The sequence below is a fragment of the Oceanospirillum sp. genome, assembly GCF_982874595.1.
Genome location: NZ_CEYNZH010000006.1, coordinates 97292 through 119926, shown reverse-complemented (window position 1 = coordinate 119926; position 22635 = coordinate 97292). Strand labels below are relative to the sequence as shown.

Sequence of the window (22635 nt, the reverse complement as noted above, 5' to 3'; positions counted from 1 at the left end):
TCAGATACAGGAAGTGCTTACTCAGAAACCGCTTTCAGATCAGCTTTAAACTGCTTCAGAAGCTGCTTACCGCCTTTGCCAGTCATCTCGATAAAGGTTTTTTCCACCTTAGGAGAGCGGGCTTTAAACTTCTTAATCTGACGGTCATCAAGGCGAGTGACGGTTACCTTGTCGCTGCTCTTAACAATCTTGTCCAGAGAACGCTCCGCAAGGCCATCAATGTGCTCTATGGTTTCATTGAAGGCATATTCTGCGGCATCACGAATCATCTTCTGATCTTTACCGGACAGACCATCAAAGAAGTCTTTGTTAGCCATAGAAGCCGTTGTAAACCAACCGTGGCCAGTGAAGATCAGGTTCGGTGACACTTCATAAAGACCACCGGATTCAATCCAGAAAATCGGGTTTTCCTGCCCCTGAATCATATTGGTCTGCAGTGCGCCATAGACCTCCCCCCACGGCAGCGGCGTTGGCGTCGCACCAAAGGCCTCATAAGTAGCGGATAACAGCGGGTTCGTCATCACGCGAATTTTCTTACCTTTAAAGTCCTGAGGATTTGTCACTGGCTCATCAGCCGTTACCACCATCTCCCCTTCGGGATACATTTTCAGTAACTCAAGGCCTTTATCTGCATACAGCTCGGTAAAGTCTTCGTTGATCGCTTTACTCTCACGGAAGAACTGAACCACAGTCTCCATATCAGTCGGTAACAGGTAAGGGATAAAGAAAATTTGCGCTTCAGGAATCAGAGAACCGGTAAAGCCCGGTGACTGGTTTACAAACTGCAGGATACCCGCCTGAGTCTGCTCCATAATATCGTCCGACTCACCCAGCTCGCCAAAGCGGTAGATCTTCAGCGTATGCTCAGAGTTGTCCTCGATATACTCTTTGAATTTATGGGCATACACATCCTGTACATCCCCTTTGTATTCTTCATGGGCATAACGCCACGTATCGGCCTGAGCAGTTCCGGCTGCCGTTGCCAGAGTGGCGGCTACACAGGAGATTCCTGCGATTTTCTTTAATTGACTGGTTACTGACATCATGTCACTCCATCTTCCGACACTGCCGAACAAGGCAGTAGAATTGATCTGAGTCTCCAGAACCGATGCATTTCACTGGGTAAAAAGCATATAACTCAATGAATCTGAACCCTCAGCAAACTGAACAGGACTAAACCTGCTGGGAAATTTCGAACGGTTTTTCCCGATGCATTACAGGTGGCAATCACCCGCCTTTTTTAACGTAGCTAAATTTATGATTAAGCGTCAAGGCAAAATAAACAGAGAAAAAACCTTAAAAAAGCAGGTTTAACCGAGGTATCTGTCAGTTTTTGACAAATACCTCAGATCAGAGGAGTAACGGAAAGTCCCGACACAAGGGGTTAAATGGCGTTCATCCCACCGCCAACAGAGCAAAAAAATACCCGGCAAAACCGGGTATATTGGAAGAAGTTGATAGCCTTCTTAGTTAGAACAATAATTATTCATGCGATTAAGACCACTATTTACCAAGGCGAACGGAAAAGCCGAACTTTTCTAATTGATCACCCAATTTTTTCTGGTTGGTTTTCAGCTGTACCTTCAGAGTATGAAACTCCCGACGCACCGGATAGGCCCGTCGCAGTTCATCAAAAGCCTGTCCCAGAGTAATGCCTTTCTTCTGCGCTTTGGAAAAAGCCCTTCGGAGTGCCATATCATCGTTACGTACATCATAGCAGGCACGTATCGCGGTGAGCGTAGATTGCCAACGATGGGCCTGATTTGAGAAAGAAATCTTACGTAGGGGTGGTTCGGGAATCAGCTGACCTAGTTTTTTGCGGGCAGGCAGGCCGAAGTGCTGGCAAACCGACAGATAAACCATCTCAGTGCCACCCAATTTGCCATCCAGACTATAACCGGCGATATGTGGTGTTCCCACATCAACCAGCTCCAGCAGTTCATGGTCGATATTCGGTTCTGACTCCCAGACATCCAGAACCGTGTACAGGTCACCTTTTTCCTGCAGCCGGGTTTTCAGCGCTAAGGTATCAATAGCAGCACCACGACCACTATTGATCAGCACGGTTTCCGGTTTCAATTTGTTGATGCGGGTTTCATTCAGCAGGTGCAGGGTCGGATGTTCTCCGCGCTTAATCAGCGGAGTATGCATAGAAATAATATCGGACCGTTCCAGCAGCTCATCCAGATCGGTAAAACCCTCTGCCCCTTCCGCTTCTGCACGGGGTGGATCGTTAACCAGAACATTAAGACCAATCTCTTCTAAGCGATCTTTCAGTCGTCCACCAACATTACCGGCTCCGATAATCCCTATGGTCTTGTCTTTCAGAATAAAGTCTTCCTGATCCGACAAAAGAGAAAGCACACTCAGAACATATTCCACCACGGAGTTGGCATTACAGCCTGGGGCATTAGCAAAGCCGATATTGTTTGCCGACAGGTACTCCTGATCAATATGATCACAACCAATAGTTGCTGTGGCCACAAAACGTACCTTTGTCCCTTCCAGCAAAGCCTGATTCACATTGGTGATGGAGCGAACCAGTAACACATCGGCCTTCTGAATTTGCTCCCGGGTCATCGAGCGGCCCGGCAAGGTTTCAATCGATCCCAGTTCGGAGAAAAACTCCTGAACAAGGGGAATATTTTCGTCGGCAATAATGTGCATCGGTTTTCCTCTGTTCTCATTTGGCCCGAATTGACTGAGAATGACGTCAGTGATGGAAAGGGCTTTTCATATCAACACTTTACAAATGCGTGGGATTCAGGCTCAATTCCTGCCACTGGTCGGAACTGGCTTTAAATACCCTTGTTATCTGCTATATCAGGTACTTACTGGTACAATACGGTCAGCTCAGATTATGTCGTTGACCTGAGTTATGTTGAACTCAAATTTGAACACCGCCTTAACAGGCAAGATGTCACTTTTACAGGGACTACTTTCAGCCCCATTCAAAGCTGAGTAGTTGGGAATCATATCAGTCCGCAGGAGTTGCACAAGTGATTGTTCGCTGGCAAAACGAACATGATTACTGTCTGGTTCATATCCATCAGGATATGTTCGGCGACTGGCTGTTAACCAAAGCCTGGGGGCAGATTGGCACTCAGTTTGGAGGTCTGACGCACTCTCTGATGGAATCCTATGAAGAAGCGGTAACTCTGATGGAAAGCATCGGCACCGTACAGGAAAGCCGGGGGATGAAACGCGTGCTGCAGCTGGATGACAGTGAAGAAGCCGCTGATCTCTTCTCCGACCTGATGAAAGCCGGCGAGCTGCCCACCGGCTAAACAGATCAAACGCTGGCAACTTTAGGCTTCTGCCAGCGCCAGATACTCTTCGGCAGCCGTCTGATCGAACGGCCAACCCAGCTCCTCTGCCCGCCCCTCAAGACGAATCACCGGAATACGAATACCGTACTGCTCCACCAGAGCTTCCGACTCACTGATCTCTACGAGCTTAAGCTCAATCCCTTTTTCTGCCACCAGCGGATGCACAATCGCCAGCGCCTGCTCACACAAATGGCAACCAAGTGTGGTGTAAAGATTTAAAACCTGACTCATCTTTGTTCTCCGAAGCATCTAACAGCTAAACGCAACAACCCGAAATAAATTCAGCCTGCGGGGAAGTCCCGTCAGGCTGAATTTTTACACCCGACGATCAGTCAAAATAACGGATCTCGAAGCAGTGGTGAATCTTGGGATTACGGGCAAAATCCGTAGGCACTGATTCTTTAGAGATATCCTGCACGTCAAACTCTTCCAGAATAGCGTCATCCATTTTAAAGCTGCGCAGGTTATTGGAAAAGATCAAGGCGCCGCCCGGTGCCAGTACGCGCATCGCATGACGAATCATTCGGACGTGATCGCGCTGGATATCCAACACATCCTTCATCCGTTTGGAATTGGAGAAGGTTGGTGGGTCCATAAAGATCAGGTCAAACAGACGGGTATTTTCCTGCAACCACTGTTTGCAGTCCGCCTGAATAAACTCATGCTCTTCACCGTAAAAACCATTCAGACGCATGTTCTTTTTGCCCCAGTCCAGATAGGTGTTGGACAGGTCAACACTGACCGTACCGCGGGCGCCACCAACGGCCGCATGCACCGTCGCCGTTGCGGTATAGCAGAACAGGTTCAGGACCCGCAGGTCTTTTGACTGCTCGCCGATATAGGTGCGGATCGGACGATGATCCAGGAACAAACCGGTATCCAGATAATCATCCAGATTAACCAGCAGTTTGCACGGCCCTTCAGTGACCGTCATCATCTCGCGTTTCTTGTCCATCTTCTCGTACTGAGCACGACCCGATTGGCGCTTACGCTGCTTCAGGTGAATGTTGGACGGGTTGATATTGAAGACGCCCGGTAACACCTGAATCACATCCATCAGGCGGCGCTCTGCCTTGGCAGGGTCGATCGTCTTCGGCGGCGCGTATTCCTGAACATGCAGGTGATCACCGTAGACATCCACAGCAACCGCGTATTCCGGAATATCAGAGTCGTAAGCGCGATAGCACTCCGTTTTCTCTTTTTTCAGCCATTTTTTCAGATTTTTCAGGTTCTTACGCACCCGGTTAGCGAACATACGCCCGCCTTCACTCCAGGCGGATTCATCCATAATCAGCTCTTCAGTACTCTGAGTCGGCTTATCAGGACGTACCCGCTGGTCGGAATCAGCGGCCACAGCAAACAGCAGCAATTTACACGGCAGTGCGCCGTTAAACATGTTGTATTGCTTATGACTGCGCAACCCCATCTTATGGCATAGATCGGCGTTACCGGTGAATACAGAGACCTGCCAGCCCGGGAAAGACTCTTTCAGACGATCACCTAAGTGACGGTACAGGTGGATCAGCGACGGCATATCGCTGATACGCTCACCGTAAGGCGGGTTGGTCGCGACCAGACCCGCTTCCAGATTACCGGCATGAGTTGGCTGAACAAAATAAGCCAGCTCTTTTTTCGTAACGTTAACGACTTTATCCAGACCCGCACGACGAATGTTCTTCTGAGCAGCGACCAGCGCTTTGCCGCTGGCATCGTAACCGTAGATAAGACCATTCCAGCGCTTGCGACCAATAGAGGCACGGGCTTCTGCCTCATGCTCCACTTCACGCCAGAGATCAAAATCGTGCTGCTTCCAGGTGAAAAAGCCGAAGTGGCTGCGGTTCAGGCCTGGCGCCTGATCCATGGCGATCAGTGCCGCCTCAATCAGCAGCGTACCGGAACCACACATCGGATCGATCAGCGGTTTTCCCTCTTTCGCCAGCTCAGGCCAGCCGGAGCGGATGAGAATTGCTGCCGCCAGGTTCTCTTTCAGGGGTGCCATCGCACCATCCAGACGATAGCCACGCTGGTGCAGACTGCTGCCGGACAGATCCAGACTCAGTACTACCTCGCCACGGTTAAGTCGGGCATTAACCCGCATCGACGGGCGATCTTTATCCACCGAGTGACGATGACCGGTTTTCTCTTTCAGCTGATCAACAATAGCATCTTTAACACGCTGTGCAGCAAAGTGCGTATTGCGGATCTCACGGTTAGTCCCGGAAAAATCTACCGCAAGTGTACCCATCTCCTGCATGTGTTCCTGCCAGTTGACCCACTGGACAGTATCGTACATTTCATCCGCAGTTTCTGCCGGGCCAGTATAAAGACGGAGCAGCACCCGGTTGGCCAAACGCGACCATAAACAGAGTCGATAAGCCACTTCCAGCGTTGCCTGACACTGAACACCAGCGACTTTTTCCTTAACATTCTCTGCACCCAGTTGAGCACATTCCTGTGCCAACAGGCCTTCAAGGCTTTTCGGACAGGTTAAAAAAAGATCTAGTAACGCCATTATTTCCCAGCCAATTCAACAGGCTAACGGTATTTAGCCTGTTCGTTATTCCTGCACAGCCTAAAGAATGGCAGGATTATGAAAAAAAGGTGTTCGACAAAGTATGTCAATTCAACTACAACTTAACTGTTGTCGCACATCTTGCGCAAACGTCGTAAACGAACACATTCGTAAAACAAGAGTGAACTCTAAACCCCTAAACAGGTCTTTAAAAGTACAGGCTCTTCAGAAACATTTTCAAAGAATCTGTACGCAACATCAGACCGGAGGTTAAAGAAACCTGATGTCTTTTCAGATTCCGATGGAGTCTGAAGTCAGACCTGAAAAACCGGCATCCAAGTGCCACAGGACTTTACATTTAGGGAGTGTTTGCCGGAGGCCGTTACTATTTCGGCCCACCGTAAAAACTCAAACAGAGCATCGGTGTCCAGGCAAACTCCACAGATAGCTACGAGGCGTTACTCATTATGAAAAGACAAAAAAGAGACCCTGCCCAACGAGCTTTTTTACGTGGTTACCAAGCGGGCGTATCCGGAAAATCCCGTGATCTCTGCCCAAATAACAACATAGATACCCGACAATATTGGATGAGCGGATGGCGAGAAGGCCGCGCTGATTCCTGGGCGGGTATGACAGGTGTCTCCGGGATCCACAAGAACCCGACCGTACTGTCTTAATGTTTCGGATCACTGATCAGTCGACGGGCTGAATCAGGATCGTCTCCCCCAAAATTCTAAGGCTCGCAACTGCGAGCCTTTTTAGTATCAGCCTGAAATATCGTTCAAAACGATTAAGACTTACGGGACGCCTGTAAAGCAGCAACCGCTTCAGCGACTTCTTTCACCAGTTTAGGACCCTGATAGATAAAACCGGTGTAAACCTGAACCAGACTCGCACCCGCTTCAATCTTTTCACAAGCGGCTTCGGCACAATCAATACCCCCCACACCGATAATCGGCAGTTCGCCCTGCAAGGTTTCCGCCAGCACTTTAATGACGTGTGTGGACTTATCCCGTACCGGTTTGCCGCTCAGGCCACCGGCTTCATCTGCATTATCCAGTCCAAGAACCGCATCACGATCCAACGTCGTGTTAGTTGCAATCACCGCATCCATCTTCTGATTACGGATGTTATCCGCTACCAGCTTAATCTCATCATCAGTCATATCCGGAGCGATCTTAACGGCGATCGGTACATAACGCTGATGCTGTTCAGCCAGACGGGTCTGTTCCTCTTTCAGCGCTCGCAGCAGCGCTTCAAGGGTTTCGCCAAACTGAAGACTACGCAACCCAGGAGTGTTTGGAGAAGAGATGTTAACCGTGACATAGTCCGCGTGTGGATAAACTTCTTTCAGGCAGTACAGATAATCTTTTTCTGCATCGTCGACCGAGGTGGTCAGGTTCTTACCGATATTGATACCGACAATACCCGAAAACTTACGCTGCTTAACTTGCTCAACCAGATGATGCACACCTTTGTTGTTAAAGCCCATACGGTTGATGATGGCTTCTTTCTCCGGAATACGGAACAGACGAGGCTTGTCATTACCCGGCTGAGGTTTAGGGGTCACCGTACCTACCTCAACAAAACCAAAGCCTAGCGTGCCCAGCGCATCCAGATAATCAGCGTTCTTATCCAGCCCCGCCGCCATACCGACAGCATTCGGAAATTTAATGCCCATCACTTCAACCGGAGCCTGAACCGGTTTTGCCACAAAAGGAGACAAAACACCCAGACGATTGGCGGCATTCAGGCCATCCAAAGCCAACTCATGGGCCGTTTCACCAGAAAAACGGAACAGAATATTGCGCGCTAAACCGTACATGACAGGACTCCTGAAAGCGATGCATCAAAGCGGATGAAAAACGGCGGAATTATACGCTGACAGCGCACTAAAAGCATTAACAGTGAAATGATAAGGGTTGACTCTCTTCTATATGGACCTGCTAGCTATCACTGTAATCCAGTCGAATATTAAGACAAGTTTCGACATTCTGAATCTCCCACATAATCTCAATACATCCAGGTAGATCTTCATTTTGTCTGGATGTCTCTTTAACCATCTCCATAGAAACTAAGTTCATTGACTGACAAGCAGCAACAAGATTCTTATCGCTAGGGAGAGCAAAGACATATCTCAACAGCCTGTAAAAAGGTATCGCTTGGCGCTTTGCTCTCATGGAAGCAATTAAGCACTTCAGGTCTTCTTGCATTTCCAGTGTTGCTCGACGATTAGTGATTTTCGCTCGATATCTTAAGCAGAAAGCAGCTACCTCACCAATGCTCTCTTTAAAACCGACAATTGGCTCTAAAACTAGCTTCAAAACAAACTGCCCAACCACAAATACAGATACGCCAGCTAAGATCGTCGCAAAAATTGAATCCTTCAAATCCATAGTCCTTATTCGTTATTTATTGCTCAGCACGCAAAAAAGGGCAGCCCTTTCAGGCTACCCTTTCTATGCTCTTGAACTTATTACCGGGTCCGAACGTTACCCTGAATACACCATGAATCCCCTTGTGGGTAACAAACTGGCGCAACACGGAGGCGGGTAACTGCACCCGCCTGCCGAGGGTATCGTAAGCGATTACGCCGGAAGCGTAACCGCGATAATACTCAAGATATTTTTCAGCACTTAAGCTGAGTGAAATGATGACTTCCTGCATGGGGCATATTATGCCTCCATTTGCATCTGTGCCAAGTCAAAAAGTTCACGCATGGCCACTGAGTAGATCGGGAAGTCGGCTTTGTTGCCGCTTTCAATCTCATGCAGGATGGTCTGCCAACGGTTCACCTGATGCTGGTGACGTGTCATCCACTGAGTCACACGACCTTCAACGTCAAGCGCGCCATCTTCCATCTGAATCACACTGATCGCCAGAGCGCGGCTCTGCCAGTCAAGATCATCGCGGAAGGTTTCACGGGCCAGCGCTTCCCAGCTGTCATGAACATTCAGCTGAGTGATCTTCTGACTAATCCACTGCAGATCCAGCTGGTGGCCCAGCTCGAAGTACACTTCTGCAACACGCTGCAGTTTCTCACCAGTGGCACGTTCCGCTTCCACGATACCCAGCAGAGAGTACAGACCAGAAGTTGCCGCAACCTGATCCGCCAGTGCTTCAGGAACGCCCTTGCTGACCAGATCTTCACGGGATTGGGCCCAGCTCTCCAGCTGTGCACCACGCAGACGCTCACCAATCCCTTCGCTCAGCATACGAACTTTCGGCTCGTACAGTTCGATCACATCACGAACCGGCAGATTGGCCAGATGCGGACGCAGGAACCAACGGGTTGCACGACGGATCAGACGCATCAGTTCCAGCATCATGTCGTACTGAACCGAGCTGTCGACACGGTTGTCCAGCTCTTCGATCTGGCTCCACAGGTTGTGGATACCAAAGACTTCACGGGTTACCACGTAGGCACGGGCGATCTCGGCAGCCTCGGCACCCGAGGAGTCGATCAGACGATGAATAAAGGCGATACCACCGTGATCCACCAGATCATTTGCCAGCTGAGTCGATACAATTTCCCGCTTCAGGCGGTGGTTGTACATCGCAGGCTTGTACTTCTCCATCAGAACACGAGGGAAAGCACGCTCGACTTCACGCTCAATAAAGCTATCGTCCGGTACTTCTGTCGCCAGCAGCGCCTGCTTCAGGTCAGACTTCGCATAGGAAATCAGTACCGACAGCTCTGCACGGGTCAGACCTTCACCCTGGTTGAAACGCTCCAGCAACTCATCATCACCTGGGATAAATTCCAGCTCGCGGTTCAGCTTGCCTTCACTTTCCAGTGCGTTGATAAAGCGACGGAACTGACCGATGCCCTCTTTCGCCATGATCTTAGCCAAACTCAGGGCCTGAGACTGGCTGTAGTTGTTCTTCAGAACCAGATCACCGACTTCTTCGGTCATCGCTTCCAGCAGCTGGTTACGCTGTTTTTCGGTCATATCACCCTGTTCCACCAGCTCAGCCAGCAGAATCTTGATGTTTACCTCGTGGTCAGAACAATCCACGCCACCAGCATTATCAATAAAGTCGGTGTTTGATGCGCCACCGTGCTGTCCGTATTCGATACGGGCACGCTGAGTCACACCCAGGTTACCCCCTTCACCCAGAACACGGGCACGCATCTGGTTACCATTGATACGCAGGCCATCATTAGCCTTATCACCCGCATCGGCATGGCTTTCAGAGGTTGCTTTCACGTAGGTACCGATACCGCCGTTCCAGACCAGATCTACTGGTGCTTTCAGAACCGCAGAGATCAGGTCATTCGGTGACAAGTGGTCTTCCTGAATATCAAAACGTGCTTTCATCTGAGGCGTAATCACGATGGATTTGGCCGAACGGGAGAAGATACCACCGCCCTCAGAGATCAGTTTCGCGTTGTAGTCTGCCCAGCTTGAACGCGGCAGATCAAACAAGCGCTGACGCTCACGGAAGCTGCTCAGAGCATCCGGATTCGGATCAACAAAGATATGCAGATGGTTAAAGGCACAGACCAGCTGAATGTGCTCAGACAGCAGCATACCGTTGCCGAATACGTCACCGCTCATATCACCGATACCCACAACGGTGAAATCTTCATTCTGAACATCATGACCGAATTCACGGAAGTGACGCTGTACAGAAACCCACGCACCACGGGCTGTAATACCCATTTTCTTGTGGTCGTAGCCGTTAGCACCACCGGATGCGAAGGCATCTTTCAGCCAGAAGCCGTGTTCCTCAGAGATACCGTTCGCGATGTCTGAGAAGGTTGCGGTGCCTTTATCGGCTGCAACAACCAGATACGGATCATCTTCATCGTGACGCACCACCTGTTTAGGCGGAACCACTTCACCTTCAACCAGATTGTCGGTCACATCCAGCAGGGCGTTGATAAAGGTTTTATAACAGGCGATACCTTCCTGCAGGATATCGTCACGGTCGCCGCTTGCAGGCGGACACTTACTGACAAAACCACCTTTCGCCCCCACAGGCACGATCACAGAGTTCTTAACCTGCTGAGCTTTAACCAGACCCAGAACTTCGGTACGGAAGTCTTCGTGACGATCCGACCAACGCAGACCACCACGGGCCACTTTACCGCCACGTAGGTGCACACCTTCCACACGCGGAGAGTAAACGAAGATCTCGAACATAGGACGCGGCAGCGGCACATCCGGAATCTGTTTGGTATCCAGCTTGAAGGAGACGTAAGACTTAATACCGCCTTCGTTGTCCAGCTGGTAGAAGTTAGTACGCAACGTTGCCAGCATCAACTGCATGTAACGACGCAGAATCATATCTTCCGTCAGAGACTGAACCTGATCCAGCGACTCTTTAATGCGGTTAACCAGAGACTCTTCAATCGACTCTGAGTAGTTCGCCTTAGGGTCGAAACGCAGCGTAAACAGCTCCAGCAGCATACTGGTGATATTGGAGTGGTTACCCAGCGTTGTAGCGATATAGCTCTGACCGAAGCTGAAACGGATCTGTTTCATGTACTTGGCATACGCACGCAGTACCGTCACCTGACGCCAGTTCAGGCGTGAGGTCAGTACCAGACGGTTAAAGCTGTCATTTTCAGCGGAACCGTTCCAGATCTGCTCGAAGGCTTCCTGGAAAACATCACGCACTTCCACCAGAGGGGCATCCAGCTGACCGGATGATGGCTCAAGGGAGAAGTCGTGAACCCAGATCACTTCACCATCGCCACGGGCAATCTCGTACGGGTGCTCACCCACAACACGCATGCCCAGATTTTCCAGAACCGGAATCACATCAGACAGAGGCAGCTGCTCGTTCTTATGGAACAGTTTGAACTGCAGATGGTTGTTTTCAGCTTCCAGCTGGCGATAGAAAGACATGGTCACCGAACGCTTGTCGTTCAGCTCATCAATGTAACCAATATCAAAAACAGCGGTACGCGGGCTGTAATCTTCACGGTAGCTGGCCGGGAAGGCATCACGGTACAGGCGCAGGTAAGCGTTTGCTTTCTCTTCGCCATAACCTTCAACCAGCGCTTCTGCCAGATCATCGCTCCAAGAACGAACTACCTGAATCACTTTCTTCTCAATCGCGCGGATATCGTACTTAGGCGGTGTATCGCCATTGAAACGCAGAATCAGCTGAGAACGGGCCAGCACAGACTCGGAGAAGTAGGTGTGGAACTCATTACCGTGGGCATCCAGCTCTTCACACAGCAGGTCACGCAGCTTGTGGCGCAGTTCCGTGCTGAAGATGTCACGCGGCACATAAACCAAGCAGGAGAACAGCTTACCGAAGCGGTCTTCACGGATAAACAGACGTACTTTGCGGCGCTCGCGGATGTTCATGATGGCAACCGCAGTTTCAGTCAGCTCGTGCAGACCGATCTGGAACAGGTCATCGCGCGGATACACTTCCAGAATCTGAATCAGCTGCTTGCCGTTGTGGCCATTTGGATCAAGGCCGGAAGCCTGCAGAACCGCCTGAATTTTCTTACGCAGGATCGGTACGTTACGTGGGGTTTCGTTGTACACAGAAGCGGTGTACAGACCCAGGAAACGGCTCTCACCCACCAGATTACCCTTGTCATCAAAACGCTTGATACGGATGTAATCCGGGTACGCAGGACGGTGAACACGAGCGTGCTCAGGGGCTTTTGCGAAGGTCAGTAGTTCAGGAATCAGGACAAACTGACGGCCATCCAGCGCCAGCTCGTTACGGTCCTGAGGGTTGTAACGCGGATCATCCAGTTTCAGGACACCCATCTCAGAACCCGGAACCAGTTTCAGTACTTTCTTGCCATCTTCGTCAGCAACTTCGTACTCGTCATAACCCAGGAAGGTGAAGTGTTCATCGTTCAGCCACTTCAGGAAATCAACGGCTTCGTTAACATCCTCTTCTGCCAGATGAGCAGGACGACTTGCTGCCAGAGCATCAACCAGCTCAAAGCATTTCTGCTCCATATGATCGAAGTCTTCAACCGCGGTTGATACCTCAGCCAGCACTTCGGCCAGGCTGTCACGCAGTTCATCCAGCTCAGACTGATCGGTGTGACGATCCACCTCAATATAGATCAGAGACTCAGCGCTGCCCTTACCATCTTTGTAGGTTTCACTGCGGCCTTTAAGCTCAGTCATCTGGCCTTTGTCATCACGCAGGAAGTTAAGCACCGCGTTATGGATCGAGTGAACCGTTAAGCCACGACGGTTCAGTTCGATACGAACAGAATCCACCAGGAAAGCCATATCACGCTGCAGCACTTCGATAACGGTGTGCGTAGACTGCCAGCCGTGCTGCTCAAAGTCCGGGTTATAAACACGGATTTTAGGCTCGGTATTATCGTGTTTCTGTACAAAGTTCCACGCAGAAACAGTAGCACCGTACAGGTCATCCGAACGACGTTCCGTCAGCTCTTCTAAGGAAGCAGATGCGTAATAAAGACCGGCAAAAGTGCTGATATCTTTTGCCTGTTTTTCAGAAAACTTTTGTGTGAGCTGGTCTTCCAGAAGACCGAGAAACTGTTTATGACCTTCACTGGCTTGATACATCGTCAATTAACCTCAGAGATGATACCGGGATGACTTTATGTGACTTAAATCCATAATAAAACAGGCATAACACCTGTTCTCTATGGGATAGCTTTGTTGAAAACATAGTACAAATCAACCACTGTACCGATGATGTATTACAAAAAAGCATAGGGGAAGAAGCGAACAACATAAGAGGTCGCGCCCACAGCACGAAAACTGCGCTAAAGCGACCTTCCGCCATCATTTAGGTTTCTTCCAGATCAAAGTTTAGTTTAAAAATCAGAGGATTACTTTTTACAGGAACCTCAAAGAATTTCATTGATCAGAACCCTAGCCAGTCAGAAACTAATCTCGTTATACTCGCTGACTGTCTTAAACGCAGGTTACAGAACCCGAACAGCCAGCACCCGTAACCGGTTCTGCCTTCGGACGTACCTGCGGATCATGATTCAGCACCGAGCCTGTTCCGAAACCACAACAGAACAGCGCAAGACCCGGCAATGTAAGGATAACCATGAGTGTTCGCGACGCTTTTCAGTCTCTGCATGACCACTTAAAAAGTCAGATCATCGGGCAGGAAACGCTGCTCAGCCGACTTCTGATCGCCCTGCTGGCCGATGGCCATCTCTTAGTTGAAGGCCCGCCGGGACTGGCAAAGACCAAGGCGATCAAATCTCTGTCGGACTGTCTTGAGGGTGATTTCCAGCGCATTCAGTTCACTCCGGATCTGCTGCCCGCCGATATTACCGGCACCGATATCTACCGGCCGGAACATAACAGTTTCAGCTTTCAGCAGGGGCCGGTGTTTAATCACTTTGTTCTTGCCGATGAGATCAACCGTGCACCCGCCAAAGTACAGGCAGCACTGCTGGAAGCGATGGCGGAACGCCAGGTCACCGTAGGCAACACCAGTTATCCGCTACCGGAAACCTTTCTGGTGATGGCAACCCAGAACCCGATCGAACAGGAAGGCACTTACCCCCTACCGGAAGCCCAGCTGGACCGCTTTTTACTGCATACCAATCTGGACTATCCAAGCGCTGAAGCAGAACTTGAGATTCTGCGCCTGATCCGCAATGAGCAAAAAGAGCTGCTGGATAGTGAAACCAACAGCAAAGCACTTCCCACTGTCAGCCAACAGGAGATTATCCAGGGCCGTAAAGAGGTGCTGGATATTTACATGGCTGAAAGCATTGAGCAGTACATCGTGCACCTGGTTGATGCGACCCGACGGCCAGATCGTTATAACAAAGATCTCGCCCAGTGGATCGAATACGGTGTCAGCCCACGCGCCACCCTGGCACTGGACCGCTGCTCCCGCGCACATGCCTGGCTGGAAGGCCGTGACTTTGTCACACCGGAAGATGTACAGGCGATGGTACCGGATGTCTTCCGTCACCGTCTGCTACTGCGCTACGAAGCGGAAGCAGCAGGCTTTAGTGCCGACCAGATTATCGCTCATCTGCTGCAACAGGTCCCGGTAAGTTAATGCTGCAATCCGCCTGGCGACAGATCCGCAAAAGCCTGCAGCCCGAGCATCAACTGCAAGGCGCAACACCCTTTCTACCGGAACTCCGGCTGGAAAAGCTGACACGCTTGCAGGAGCATAAAAACCTACTGGGACTCAACCTGCGCTCGCCAACAGGCTCCACCCTGGCAGGCCAGCACAGGTCACGGCAACAGGGCCGCGGCATGGAGCTGAGTGAGATCCGCAATTACCAGCCCGGTGATGATATTCGCCTGATGGACTGGAAAGTAACCGCACGTACCCGCCGACCGCACACCAAAGTCTTTATGGAAGAACGGGAGCGCCCAATCCACCTGGTCGTGGATTTATGTGCTTCCATGCTCTTTGGCAGTCAAAGAAGTAAAGCAGAACAGGCTGCCAATACGGCTGCGATTCTGGGCTGGGCGCTAAGCGACCAAGGGGATCGCTGCGGTGGGCTCGTCTTTAATGGTGATGAAACCCGATTGGTCAAACCCAAGGCCCGCCACAAAGGTCTGCTGCCACTGCTGAAAAACAGCTGCGATCTTGGATGGCAGATCACCGACAAAGCCAGCCGGGCCAAACCGGGCCGAATGAATCAGGTATTACGACAGATAGCAGCTCAGCCGGGGCACGGCAGCCTCATCATACTGATCAGCGATTTCTGGTCACTGGATCTTGAAGACGCATCGGCCCTGAGCCAGTTGAGCCGAAACCACAATCTGGTAGCGATTCAGATCAGCGACCCATTGGAACGGGAACTGCCGGGCGGCTCCTGCTTTCTGACTGATGGCAAGCAGGATTATTACTACGACGGAACGAAAATCAGCGAACAGGAGCGGTACCGAAAAGAGTTTGATCTGCATCAAACAGCCCTTAAGCAATACGTGCAAAAGGCACGGGGGCACTTTATACCTCTGTCCACACAGGAGAAACCGGCTGACAAACTGAAACAGTTTTTTGCCAAAGCTACCCGGTAAAATCCACTTTAAACCAGTATAATCCAAACCCCTGTTTTGGTATAAAAAAGCCTGATACAACAAACAGATATCTGAACAAGCGGATCAATCGTCAAAACAGATATATGTCGACAGAAGCATCTGACCATTACAACACGATTCATTACACATAATCAGAGCTCGGCAGGAGCCCCGCTTACATGAGCACCGCACAAGTAACCCAAGAGGCCTCCAGACTGCTGGAGCAACTCAGAGATATCCACATTCCGGAACCTTCCGGAGGCTGGACACCCAGCCTTAACGTCTGGTGGATATCTGTTGCCAGCGTTATCACCCTGGTGGTTCTCAGCTTTCTTATCCGCCGTTATTATCTGCGGACCCGAACCCGCCGCTATGCACTGAAAGAACTGGAGTTAATGCGAACCCGTTTTGAAGAACACGGCCAACATCAGCGCTTGCTGAACGAACTCAATATGCTGCTGCGTCGAATGGCAATGATCAACTATGACCGGGAAAAGATCTCTCCGCTGGCTGGCAAACACTGGCTTGAGTTTCTCGACCGTAGCGGCCGCACCAAAGACTTCAGCAACGGTGACGGCCAGGTACTCATTCAGGCCTACGAACCGTCACCTGATAGCTTTGATGAAAACGCCCTGATTGAGGTGGTGAAACGGTGGATCAAGCGACAGCTTTAAATACCATCACCCAGTTGGATATCTTCTCCGGCCCACTGGCACCCTTAGGTCAGATCTCTTTTATCTGGCCCTGGGTGTTTCTGATGCTACCCCTGCCCTGGCTGGTTTATCGTTTTATGCCGCCTGCCGCTCCACGGCATTATCGTTTGAGAGTTGTCTGGCTAAGCTCCCAGCAAAGTGTAAAAAGCGGCACCCTGCGTAACCAGCGTAAAACCCTCCGCCTGCTGATGGGGGGGTGGTTATGGCTGCTATTGATTATCGCGGCCGCCCACCCTCAATGGGTCGGCGAACCTCAGCCCCTGCCGAATAAAGGCCGTGACCTGATGCTGGCCGTGGATATATCCGGCAGTATGGAGATGGATGATATGGTGTTAAATAAACAACGTATCCCCCGTCTGACAGCGGTTAAAGAGATCGTATCCGATTTTGTTCTCCGCAGAGAAGGTGACCGCTTAGGGCTCATCGTCTTCGGTTCTCAGGCTTATCTGCATGTCCCCATGACCCATGACCGCAAAACCGTTTCTACCCAGTTAAGTGAAATCCAGTCCCGAATGGCCGGTGATCAGACCGCAATCGGCGATACGATTGGCCTTGCGGTCAAACGTCTGAAAGATCAGCCGGAAGATGGCCGGATTCTGGTTCTGCTGACAGACGGTGCCAATACTGCCGGATCTATCGACCCAATCCAGGCAGCTCAACTGGCAGCCGGTCAAAAACTTAAAATCTACACCGTAGGTATTGGGGCTGATGAACTGGAGGTTCAAACCCTCTTCGGCATGACCCGGCGTATCAATCCATCACAGGATCTGGATGAGATCACGCTACGCAATATCGCCCGAACGACCGGGGGAAACTACTTTCGGGCCCGAAGTACCGAAGAGCTGGATGCGATCTACAAGGAACTTGACCGACTGGAACCGATCGAACAGCAAGCCCAGGTTTTTCGTCCGCGAATCAGCCTGATGCACTGGCCCTTGCTGCTTGTTTTTGCGTCTTTGATCTGTGCCTTTGCCGGTCGCTGGTTTCTGATCTACTGGCGACAACAAGTCAGTGGGCAGGAACAACCTGCCAGCCCCTCATCAGGAATCAACAGCACACAGGATGGGGATTGATTGTGGAACTGCTGGATAGCTTTCATTTTGCCCGCCCCTGGGCTTTGGTATTGATACCTATCGTTATCATTCAGGTACTCTGGTATCTGCGTTTTCGTCATGCCAGTAATCCGTGGCAGGACCGCATGCGCCCGGATCTTCAGCAACAACTGCTGGCCAAACCAGAGAAACAACCCAGTTATCTGCTATGGACCCTACTTGCCCTGTGTCTGACCGGGGTCGCACTGGCGGGTCCCAGCTGGAGCCAGCAATCCCGTCCCGCACTGATCAAACAGGATAATCTGGTCATCGTTCTGGATCTTTCCCTGTCAATGCTGGCAGAAGACCTGCCACCGAACCGAATCACCCGAAGCAAACAAAAACTGCAGGACCTGCTCAAACAACGAAAAGAAGGGATGACAGCCCTTGTGGTTTATAGTGGTAATGCCCACACCGTTACTCCCCTGACTCAGGACACCGCCACCATTCGTAATCTGCTTCCGGCGCTGGAGCCCCTGATGATGCCGGAACTGGGCAGCGCTGCCGAAGTGGGTATTAACAAAGCTATTGAGCTGGTTCATCAGTCCGGCTTCCGGAAAGCCCGCCTTTTACTCATCACCGACGGATTGGATCAGACAGCACAACAAGGTATTCGCAAAGCGCTACCTAAAGAGATGAGTCTCAGTATCATGACGGTAGGTAGTGAAGCCGGAGCCCCGATCCCTCTGGATGACCAGGGATTTGTCAAAGATCAGAACGGCAACGTGATTATCAGCCAGCTCGACCAGAAAGAGCTGGAACGTTTTGCCGACTCGGTGAGCGGGCGGATACACCCCATCACACTGGATGAAGAGGACCTGAACGACCTGCTGCCGATAGAGATCGATCAGCAGCAGATCAAAGAGACTCAGGCGCAATTGCCTCTCTGGATTGAACAAGGCCACTGGTTCCTGCTGCCGGTACTGCCTTTAGTAGCCCTGGCCTTCCGCCGTAACTGGTTGCTGATGCTACCGTTACTGATTCTGCTGTCAGCCCCTAAGCCCGTATTCGCCTTCTGGCCTTCTGACCCACAAAGCGAAGGGGAAGCAGCTTTCAGAGAAGGCAGATACAACGAAGCAGAACAACTTCTGGAAGCCCCCCTGTGGCGAGGAAGTGCCTACTACCGCCAGAAGGATTATCAGCAGGCGGTCAGCGAGTTTGCCAAGAGCGACACACCGCAGGCTCACTACAACCGAGGTAACGCCCTTGCCAGACTGGGCCGCCTTGATGAAGCCATGAGCGCCTACAGCAAAGCACTGGAACAGAACCCGAACCTGAAGGATGCCGAGTACAATCGTTCTCTGGTGGAAAAACTGCTGCAACAGCAGCAAGACCAGCAACAGAACAAAGAGCAACAAGATCAGAGCAACAGCGACCCAAACCAGCAATCGTCTGAACAGGGCTCCTCTGAACAACAATCCTCCGGCCAAGAACCCTCTGAACAACCGCCTTTAGAACAACAGGGCCGGTCTGAGCAAAACGGCCGGTCGGGTCAGAACGGTTCTCAGCAATCCGCTCCTGAACAGCAAGGTTCTGAAAACCGCTCAGATACGGCACCAAAGCAGGGTGCAGGCAGCCAGAATCATGAGTTTGGCCCGGATGATGACTCATCTATGTTCGGCAATCCTAACGAAAACGATGCCGCCGGTGATGAAGAACTGGACCAGAGCGTGCTGGATAAACTGGCCGAACAGCAGAAAAAACAGCAACTGAAAGATCAGAGCGCATCATCTGTAGCGGGAACTCCCGAAACCACCGAAGGGATGAGTGAAGAAGAACTGTCTCTTGAACAGTGGCTGCGCCGGATTCCGGATGATCCGGCAGGACTTTTGCGCCGCAAATTTCAGTATGAAGCCAATCAGAACCGTGAACCGCTGCCCGAAGGACGAGCACCATGGTAAACCCGATTCAAAACCGATTATCGTTCATCGATCTGTTCGCAGCGCTTTGTCTGCTGATCAGCAGCCTGTTGTTCGCCAACATCGCCGAGGCTAATGACCTTGAAGCCAGCGTTGACCGAACCCGGCTGATGGAAAATGAAAGCGTGACGCTCTTTCTGAAATCACCGGGACTTGAGCTCACTGGTAAACCTGACCTGGGCGAGCTCTATCAGGATTTTGAAGTACGGGCTCAACCGCCAAGAACCAATATTATTATCATCGATGGTGTCAACCGTTCAGAGCGGATCTGGGAAGTAACCCTTTTCCCGAAACGAACGGGTACCCTGATTATTCCGGCCATTTCTATTGGAGATGCCACCAGTTCCCCCATCACCCTTGAGGTGCAGCCTAAACCCGCAAACACTCAAGCCAGCGCCGATGTCTTTCTGCATAGCGAGATCGACCACAGCAATGCGATCTACGTGCAACAGCAGCTGATCTATACCCTGCGCCTCTACTACGCCACCAGCATTTCAGACCATGGCCTTACCGATCTGGATCTGGATAACGTACTCATGGTACAGCTGGGCAACCGTAAAGACTTTGAAGCCCGTATCGATGGCCGTCTCTACAATGTCGCTGAATGGCAGTTTGCACTTTACCCGCAAAGCAGTGGCGAACTTATCATTCCACCACAGACCTTCAGTGGTCGGGTGCGGATCCAAAACCGCTACTCACTGGGTGGTCTGAAACATATCCGCATTCAAAGCCCGGAACATAAAATCAATGTTCTACCAGTGCCTGATAGCTTCCCCGCCAACGCTCAATGGCTTCCCGCCAAATCTGTCACACTCAGCCAGGAATGGAGCGGTAACTACGCCCAGTGGCAAGAGGGCACGCCCCTGACGCGAAAGCTAACCCTTAAAGCACAGGGACTGACAGCGGCCCAACTTCCTCCTCTGGTTATGTCTCCAATAGCGGGTGTGCGCCAGTATCCGGAACAGCCTCAACTGAATGAGATGCCGGAAAACCTGAACGGTAAAGGCACGGGTATGGTGGGCGAGAAAACCCTGAGTATTGCCTTGATTCCAACGGAAACCGGTCCACTGAAGCTACCTGAGTTGCGGGTTCCCTGGTGGAATACCGAAACCGATCAGCTGGAATACGCCACGCTGGATTCCTTGCCACTGACCATCAGTCCGGACCCGAACAAGGTCGAAGAACCGGAACCGGTTGCAGAGATCCCCAAACAGGCCAGAGAGACCACAGCGATTGCAAAAGGTGATGACAACAGCTTTATCTGGCAGATCAGCACACTGATCTTTGCCACCTTAAGTGCGATATTGGCAACCTTTCTCTGGCAGATCAAACAGCAACTGACCTTTGCCCGTCAGCAACTGTTTCATGGTCTGAGTGTTGGCAGTGGGCTGGCCGTTCAAGGGGATATGGCCTCTGCTGAAGAAAATCCGATTTTCCGGCAGGCGCTTTTAAATGCCTGCCAACAAAATAAAGCCAGAGCGGCATGGGATGCCTGGCAGAAATGGCAGAAGATGGAAGCGCCAAAAACCACCCCCGAGTTTGATCAGGCACTGCGCCAGCTACAGATGAGCCTGTTTGGCCCGGATGCCGCACCTGAAAACTGGCAGGGTCAGCCTTTGGCAGAAGCAAGCCAACAGGTCAGGCTGCAAACCGCTGAAAAGAGTCAGCCACTGCCTAACCTCTACCCTTCCGGCTGATTTTCCGCAGTACATCTGTAACGCCAAGCATAAAAAAAACCTGCCAACCGATACGAATAACGGTTGGCAGGGCTTTTTTGCATCATCAGTCCTGATACGGATAATCAGGCTTAAACGCATATCAGAAACTTAGCGACGCACCATAAAGACACCACTTTCGATGTGGTGGGTGTACGGGAACTGGTCAAACATGGCAAAACGCACCACTTTATGGGTTTTATTCAACGCCAGCATATTCTCATGCAGGGTGTCCGGATTGCAGGAGATATAGATAATGTTGTCGTACTGAGCGATCTGCTGCACGGTGTTTTCATCAAGACCGGCGCGAGGCGGGTCTACCAGCACGGTGGTGAAATTACGGCTGTCCAGATCAAAACCTTCCAGACGGCGCATCTCAGTTTTACCGGCTAAAGCATCGCTGAACTCTTCACTGGAAACACGGGCAACCTTCACATTTTCAATACCGTTACGCTCGATATTAAAGTGTGCTGAACGTACCGATGTTTTGGAGATTTCGGTTGCGACCACATGATCAAAGTTTTCTGCCAGCGCCAGCGTGAAGTTGCCGTTACCGCAGTACAGCTCCACCAAGTCACCACCCGCACCCTTGCTGACATCCACTGCCCAGTTGAGCATCTTTTCGCACAGGGCTGCATTTGGCTGGGTGAAGCTGTTTTCTACCTGCTGGTATTCCAGCGTACGCTCACCCACCTGCATAGTTTCGATCACGTAGTCCACATCCAGCACAACACGCTGCTTGCGGCTACGGCCAATAATGCGCACACCCAGTTTGGTTTGCAGCTCACGGGCCAGCACTTCCCACTCATCACCCAGGGCGCGGTGGTAGATCAGGGTGATCAGGGCTTCGCCGGACTGACTGGTGAGGAACTCGACCTGAAACAGACGTCGACGCAGTTCCGGCACATCACGGATCTCATCCAGCAGGGCAGGCATCAGTTCATTAATGCGCTCATTGGCCACCGGGTACTGATCCATACGCACGGTTTTGCGGTCGGTTTTCGGGTCTTCACCGATATCGAACATCACATAGAAGAGGTCATCACCCTTGTGCCAAACACGGAACTCGGCCCGCATACGGTAGTGGCTGGCTGGCGACTCAAAGACTTCCAGCTCTGGCGGATTAAAAGCTGCGAATTGCTCACGAATCCGGTTGGCTTTCTCTTCAAGAAGAGCGGCATAGTTTTCAGGTTCAACAACAGGTAGGGCCACGGAATAACCTCAACGTTCGGTAGATTGATCACTGGTTGATGGACAGTGTTTTACAAGGGCGCAGAGCATAACAGGAAATCCCCGCAGCTCAAGTCTGCCAGACCTGAGACTGATTGATTATTTCTCAATTTGTCCCACAGCCGCTGCTCGAAAAAGCCCTGTCATCAGCG

The 22635-nt window shown here is 51.2% G+C and carries 17 protein-coding genes; 8 read left to right on the top strand and 9 right to left on the bottom strand.

Annotated elements, in window-relative coordinates:
- Nucleotides 1-17: 17 nt before the first annotated feature.
- Together AC4GL5_RS04675 and pdxB are read right to left on the bottom strand one after the other, a co-directional pair.
- Complete coding sequence (locus tag AC4GL5_RS04675; protein WP_490381630.1) at nt 18-1046, bottom strand: TRAP transporter substrate-binding protein; 1029 nt, start codon at nt 1044-1046, stop codon at nt 18-20.
- Nucleotides 1047-1503: 457 nt separating this feature from the next.
- The gene (pdxB, locus tag AC4GL5_RS04670; RefSeq protein WP_490381629.1) at nt 1504-2667 is read right to left on the bottom strand and encodes a 4-phosphoerythronate dehydrogenase PdxB; all 1164 of its coding nucleotides are present in this window, start codon (nt 2665-2667) and stop codon (nt 1504-1506) included.
- Nucleotides 2668-2999: 332 nt separating this feature from the next.
- Here pdxB and AC4GL5_RS04665 point away from each other — a divergent pair, with 332 nt between their 5' ends.
- On the top strand, nt 3000-3287 hold the full coding sequence (locus AC4GL5_RS04665; protein WP_490381628.1) for a WGR domain-containing protein: 288 nt from the start codon (nt 3000-3002) through the stop codon (nt 3285-3287).
- A 21-nt stretch (nt 3288-3308) separates the two neighbouring features.
- Here the strand turns inward: AC4GL5_RS04665 and AC4GL5_RS04660 are convergent, their stop codons facing one another.
- Nucleotides 3309-3560: a glutaredoxin family protein gene (locus AC4GL5_RS04660; protein ID WP_490381627.1), complete on the bottom strand. Its 252-nt coding sequence runs from the start codon at nt 3558-3560 to the stop codon at nt 3309-3311.
- A gap of 97 nt (nt 3561-3657) precedes the next feature.
- Entirely contained in the window at nt 3658-5841 is a 2184-nt protein-coding gene (gene rlmKL / locus AC4GL5_RS04655) for a bifunctional 23S rRNA (guanine(2069)-N(7))-methyltransferase RlmK/23S rRNA (guanine(2445)-N(2))-methyltransferase RlmL (protein WP_490381626.1), read from the bottom strand.
- 467 nt (nt 5842-6308) lie between these two features.
- On the opposite strand from rlmKL, the gene rmf reads away from it, so the two are divergent.
- Nucleotides 6309-6518 carry a ribosome modulation factor gene (gene rmf, locus AC4GL5_RS04650; protein ID WP_490381625.1) on the top strand — a complete coding sequence of 70 codons (210 nt, stop codon included), beginning with the start codon at nt 6309-6311 and terminating at the stop codon, nt 6516-6518.
- A gap of 113 nt (nt 6519-6631) precedes the next feature.
- Here the strand turns inward: rmf and AC4GL5_RS04645 are convergent, their stop codons facing one another.
- The 4 genes from AC4GL5_RS04645 to AC4GL5_RS04630 form a co-directional block, all read right to left on the bottom strand.
- The gene (locus AC4GL5_RS04645) at nt 6632-7666 is read right to left on the bottom strand and encodes a quinone-dependent dihydroorotate dehydrogenase (protein WP_490381624.1); all 1035 of its coding nucleotides are present in this window, start codon (nt 7664-7666) and stop codon (nt 6632-6634) included.
- A gap of 121 nt (nt 7667-7787) precedes the next feature.
- Nucleotides 7788-8231, bottom strand: coding sequence for a hypothetical protein (locus AC4GL5_RS04640; RefSeq protein ID WP_490381623.1), 444 nt, complete (start codon nt 8229-8231; stop codon nt 7788-7790).
- Nucleotides 8232-8286: 55 nt separating this feature from the next.
- Nucleotides 8287-8508 carry a DUF2835 domain-containing protein gene (locus AC4GL5_RS04635; protein ID WP_490381622.1) on the bottom strand — a complete coding sequence of 74 codons (222 nt, stop codon included), beginning with the start codon at nt 8506-8508 and terminating at the stop codon, nt 8287-8289.
- 8 nt (nt 8509-8516) lie between these two features.
- A complete protein-coding gene (locus tag AC4GL5_RS04630; RefSeq protein ID WP_490381621.1) occupies nt 8517-13367 on the bottom strand; it encodes an NAD-glutamate dehydrogenase in 4851 nt (1616 codons plus the stop codon).
- A 496-nt stretch (nt 13368-13863) separates the two neighbouring features.
- Between AC4GL5_RS04630 and AC4GL5_RS04625 the strand changes: the two genes are divergently transcribed.
- The 6 genes from AC4GL5_RS04625 to AC4GL5_RS04600 all read left to right on the top strand — a co-directional run bounded on the left by AC4GL5_RS04625 (nt 13864) and on the right by AC4GL5_RS04600 (nt 21235).
- Nucleotides 13864-14838, top strand: a complete 975-nt coding sequence (locus AC4GL5_RS04625; protein ID WP_490381620.1) for an AAA family ATPase — start codon at nt 13864-13866, stop codon at nt 14836-14838.
- The gene (locus AC4GL5_RS04620) at nt 14838-15815 is read left to right on the top strand and encodes a DUF58 domain-containing protein (protein ID WP_490381619.1); all 978 of its coding nucleotides are present in this window, start codon (nt 14838-14840) and stop codon (nt 15813-15815) included. Before AC4GL5_RS04625 ends, AC4GL5_RS04620 begins: the two co-directional genes overlap by 1 nt.
- 179 nt (nt 15816-15994) lie before the next feature.
- Nucleotides 15995-16489, top strand: a complete 495-nt coding sequence (locus AC4GL5_RS04615) for a DUF4381 domain-containing protein (RefSeq protein WP_490381618.1) — start codon at nt 15995-15997, stop codon at nt 16487-16489.
- A complete protein-coding gene (locus tag AC4GL5_RS04610) occupies nt 16468-17601 on the top strand; it encodes a vWA domain-containing protein (RefSeq protein ID WP_490381617.1) in 1134 nt (377 codons plus the stop codon). Before AC4GL5_RS04615 ends, AC4GL5_RS04610 begins: the two co-directional genes overlap by 22 nt.
- A gap of 2 nt (nt 17602-17603) precedes the next feature.
- The gene (locus AC4GL5_RS04605; RefSeq protein ID WP_490381642.1) at nt 17604-19520 is read left to right on the top strand and encodes a VWA domain-containing protein; all 1917 of its coding nucleotides are present in this window, start codon (nt 17604-17606) and stop codon (nt 19518-19520) included.
- The gene (locus AC4GL5_RS04600) at nt 19514-21235 is read left to right on the top strand and encodes a BatD family protein (protein WP_490381616.1); all 1722 of its coding nucleotides are present in this window, start codon (nt 19514-19516) and stop codon (nt 21233-21235) included. The genes AC4GL5_RS04605 and AC4GL5_RS04600 overlap by 7 nt, the downstream gene beginning before the upstream one ends.
- A 129-nt stretch (nt 21236-21364) precedes the next feature.
- Here AC4GL5_RS04600 and trmA read toward each other — a convergent pair whose 3' ends face one another.
- On the bottom strand, nt 21365-22465 hold the full coding sequence (gene trmA, locus AC4GL5_RS04595) for a tRNA (uridine(54)-C5)-methyltransferase TrmA (protein ID WP_490381615.1): 1101 nt from the start codon (nt 22463-22465) through the stop codon (nt 21365-21367).
- Nucleotides 22466-22635 lie beyond the last annotated feature (170 nt).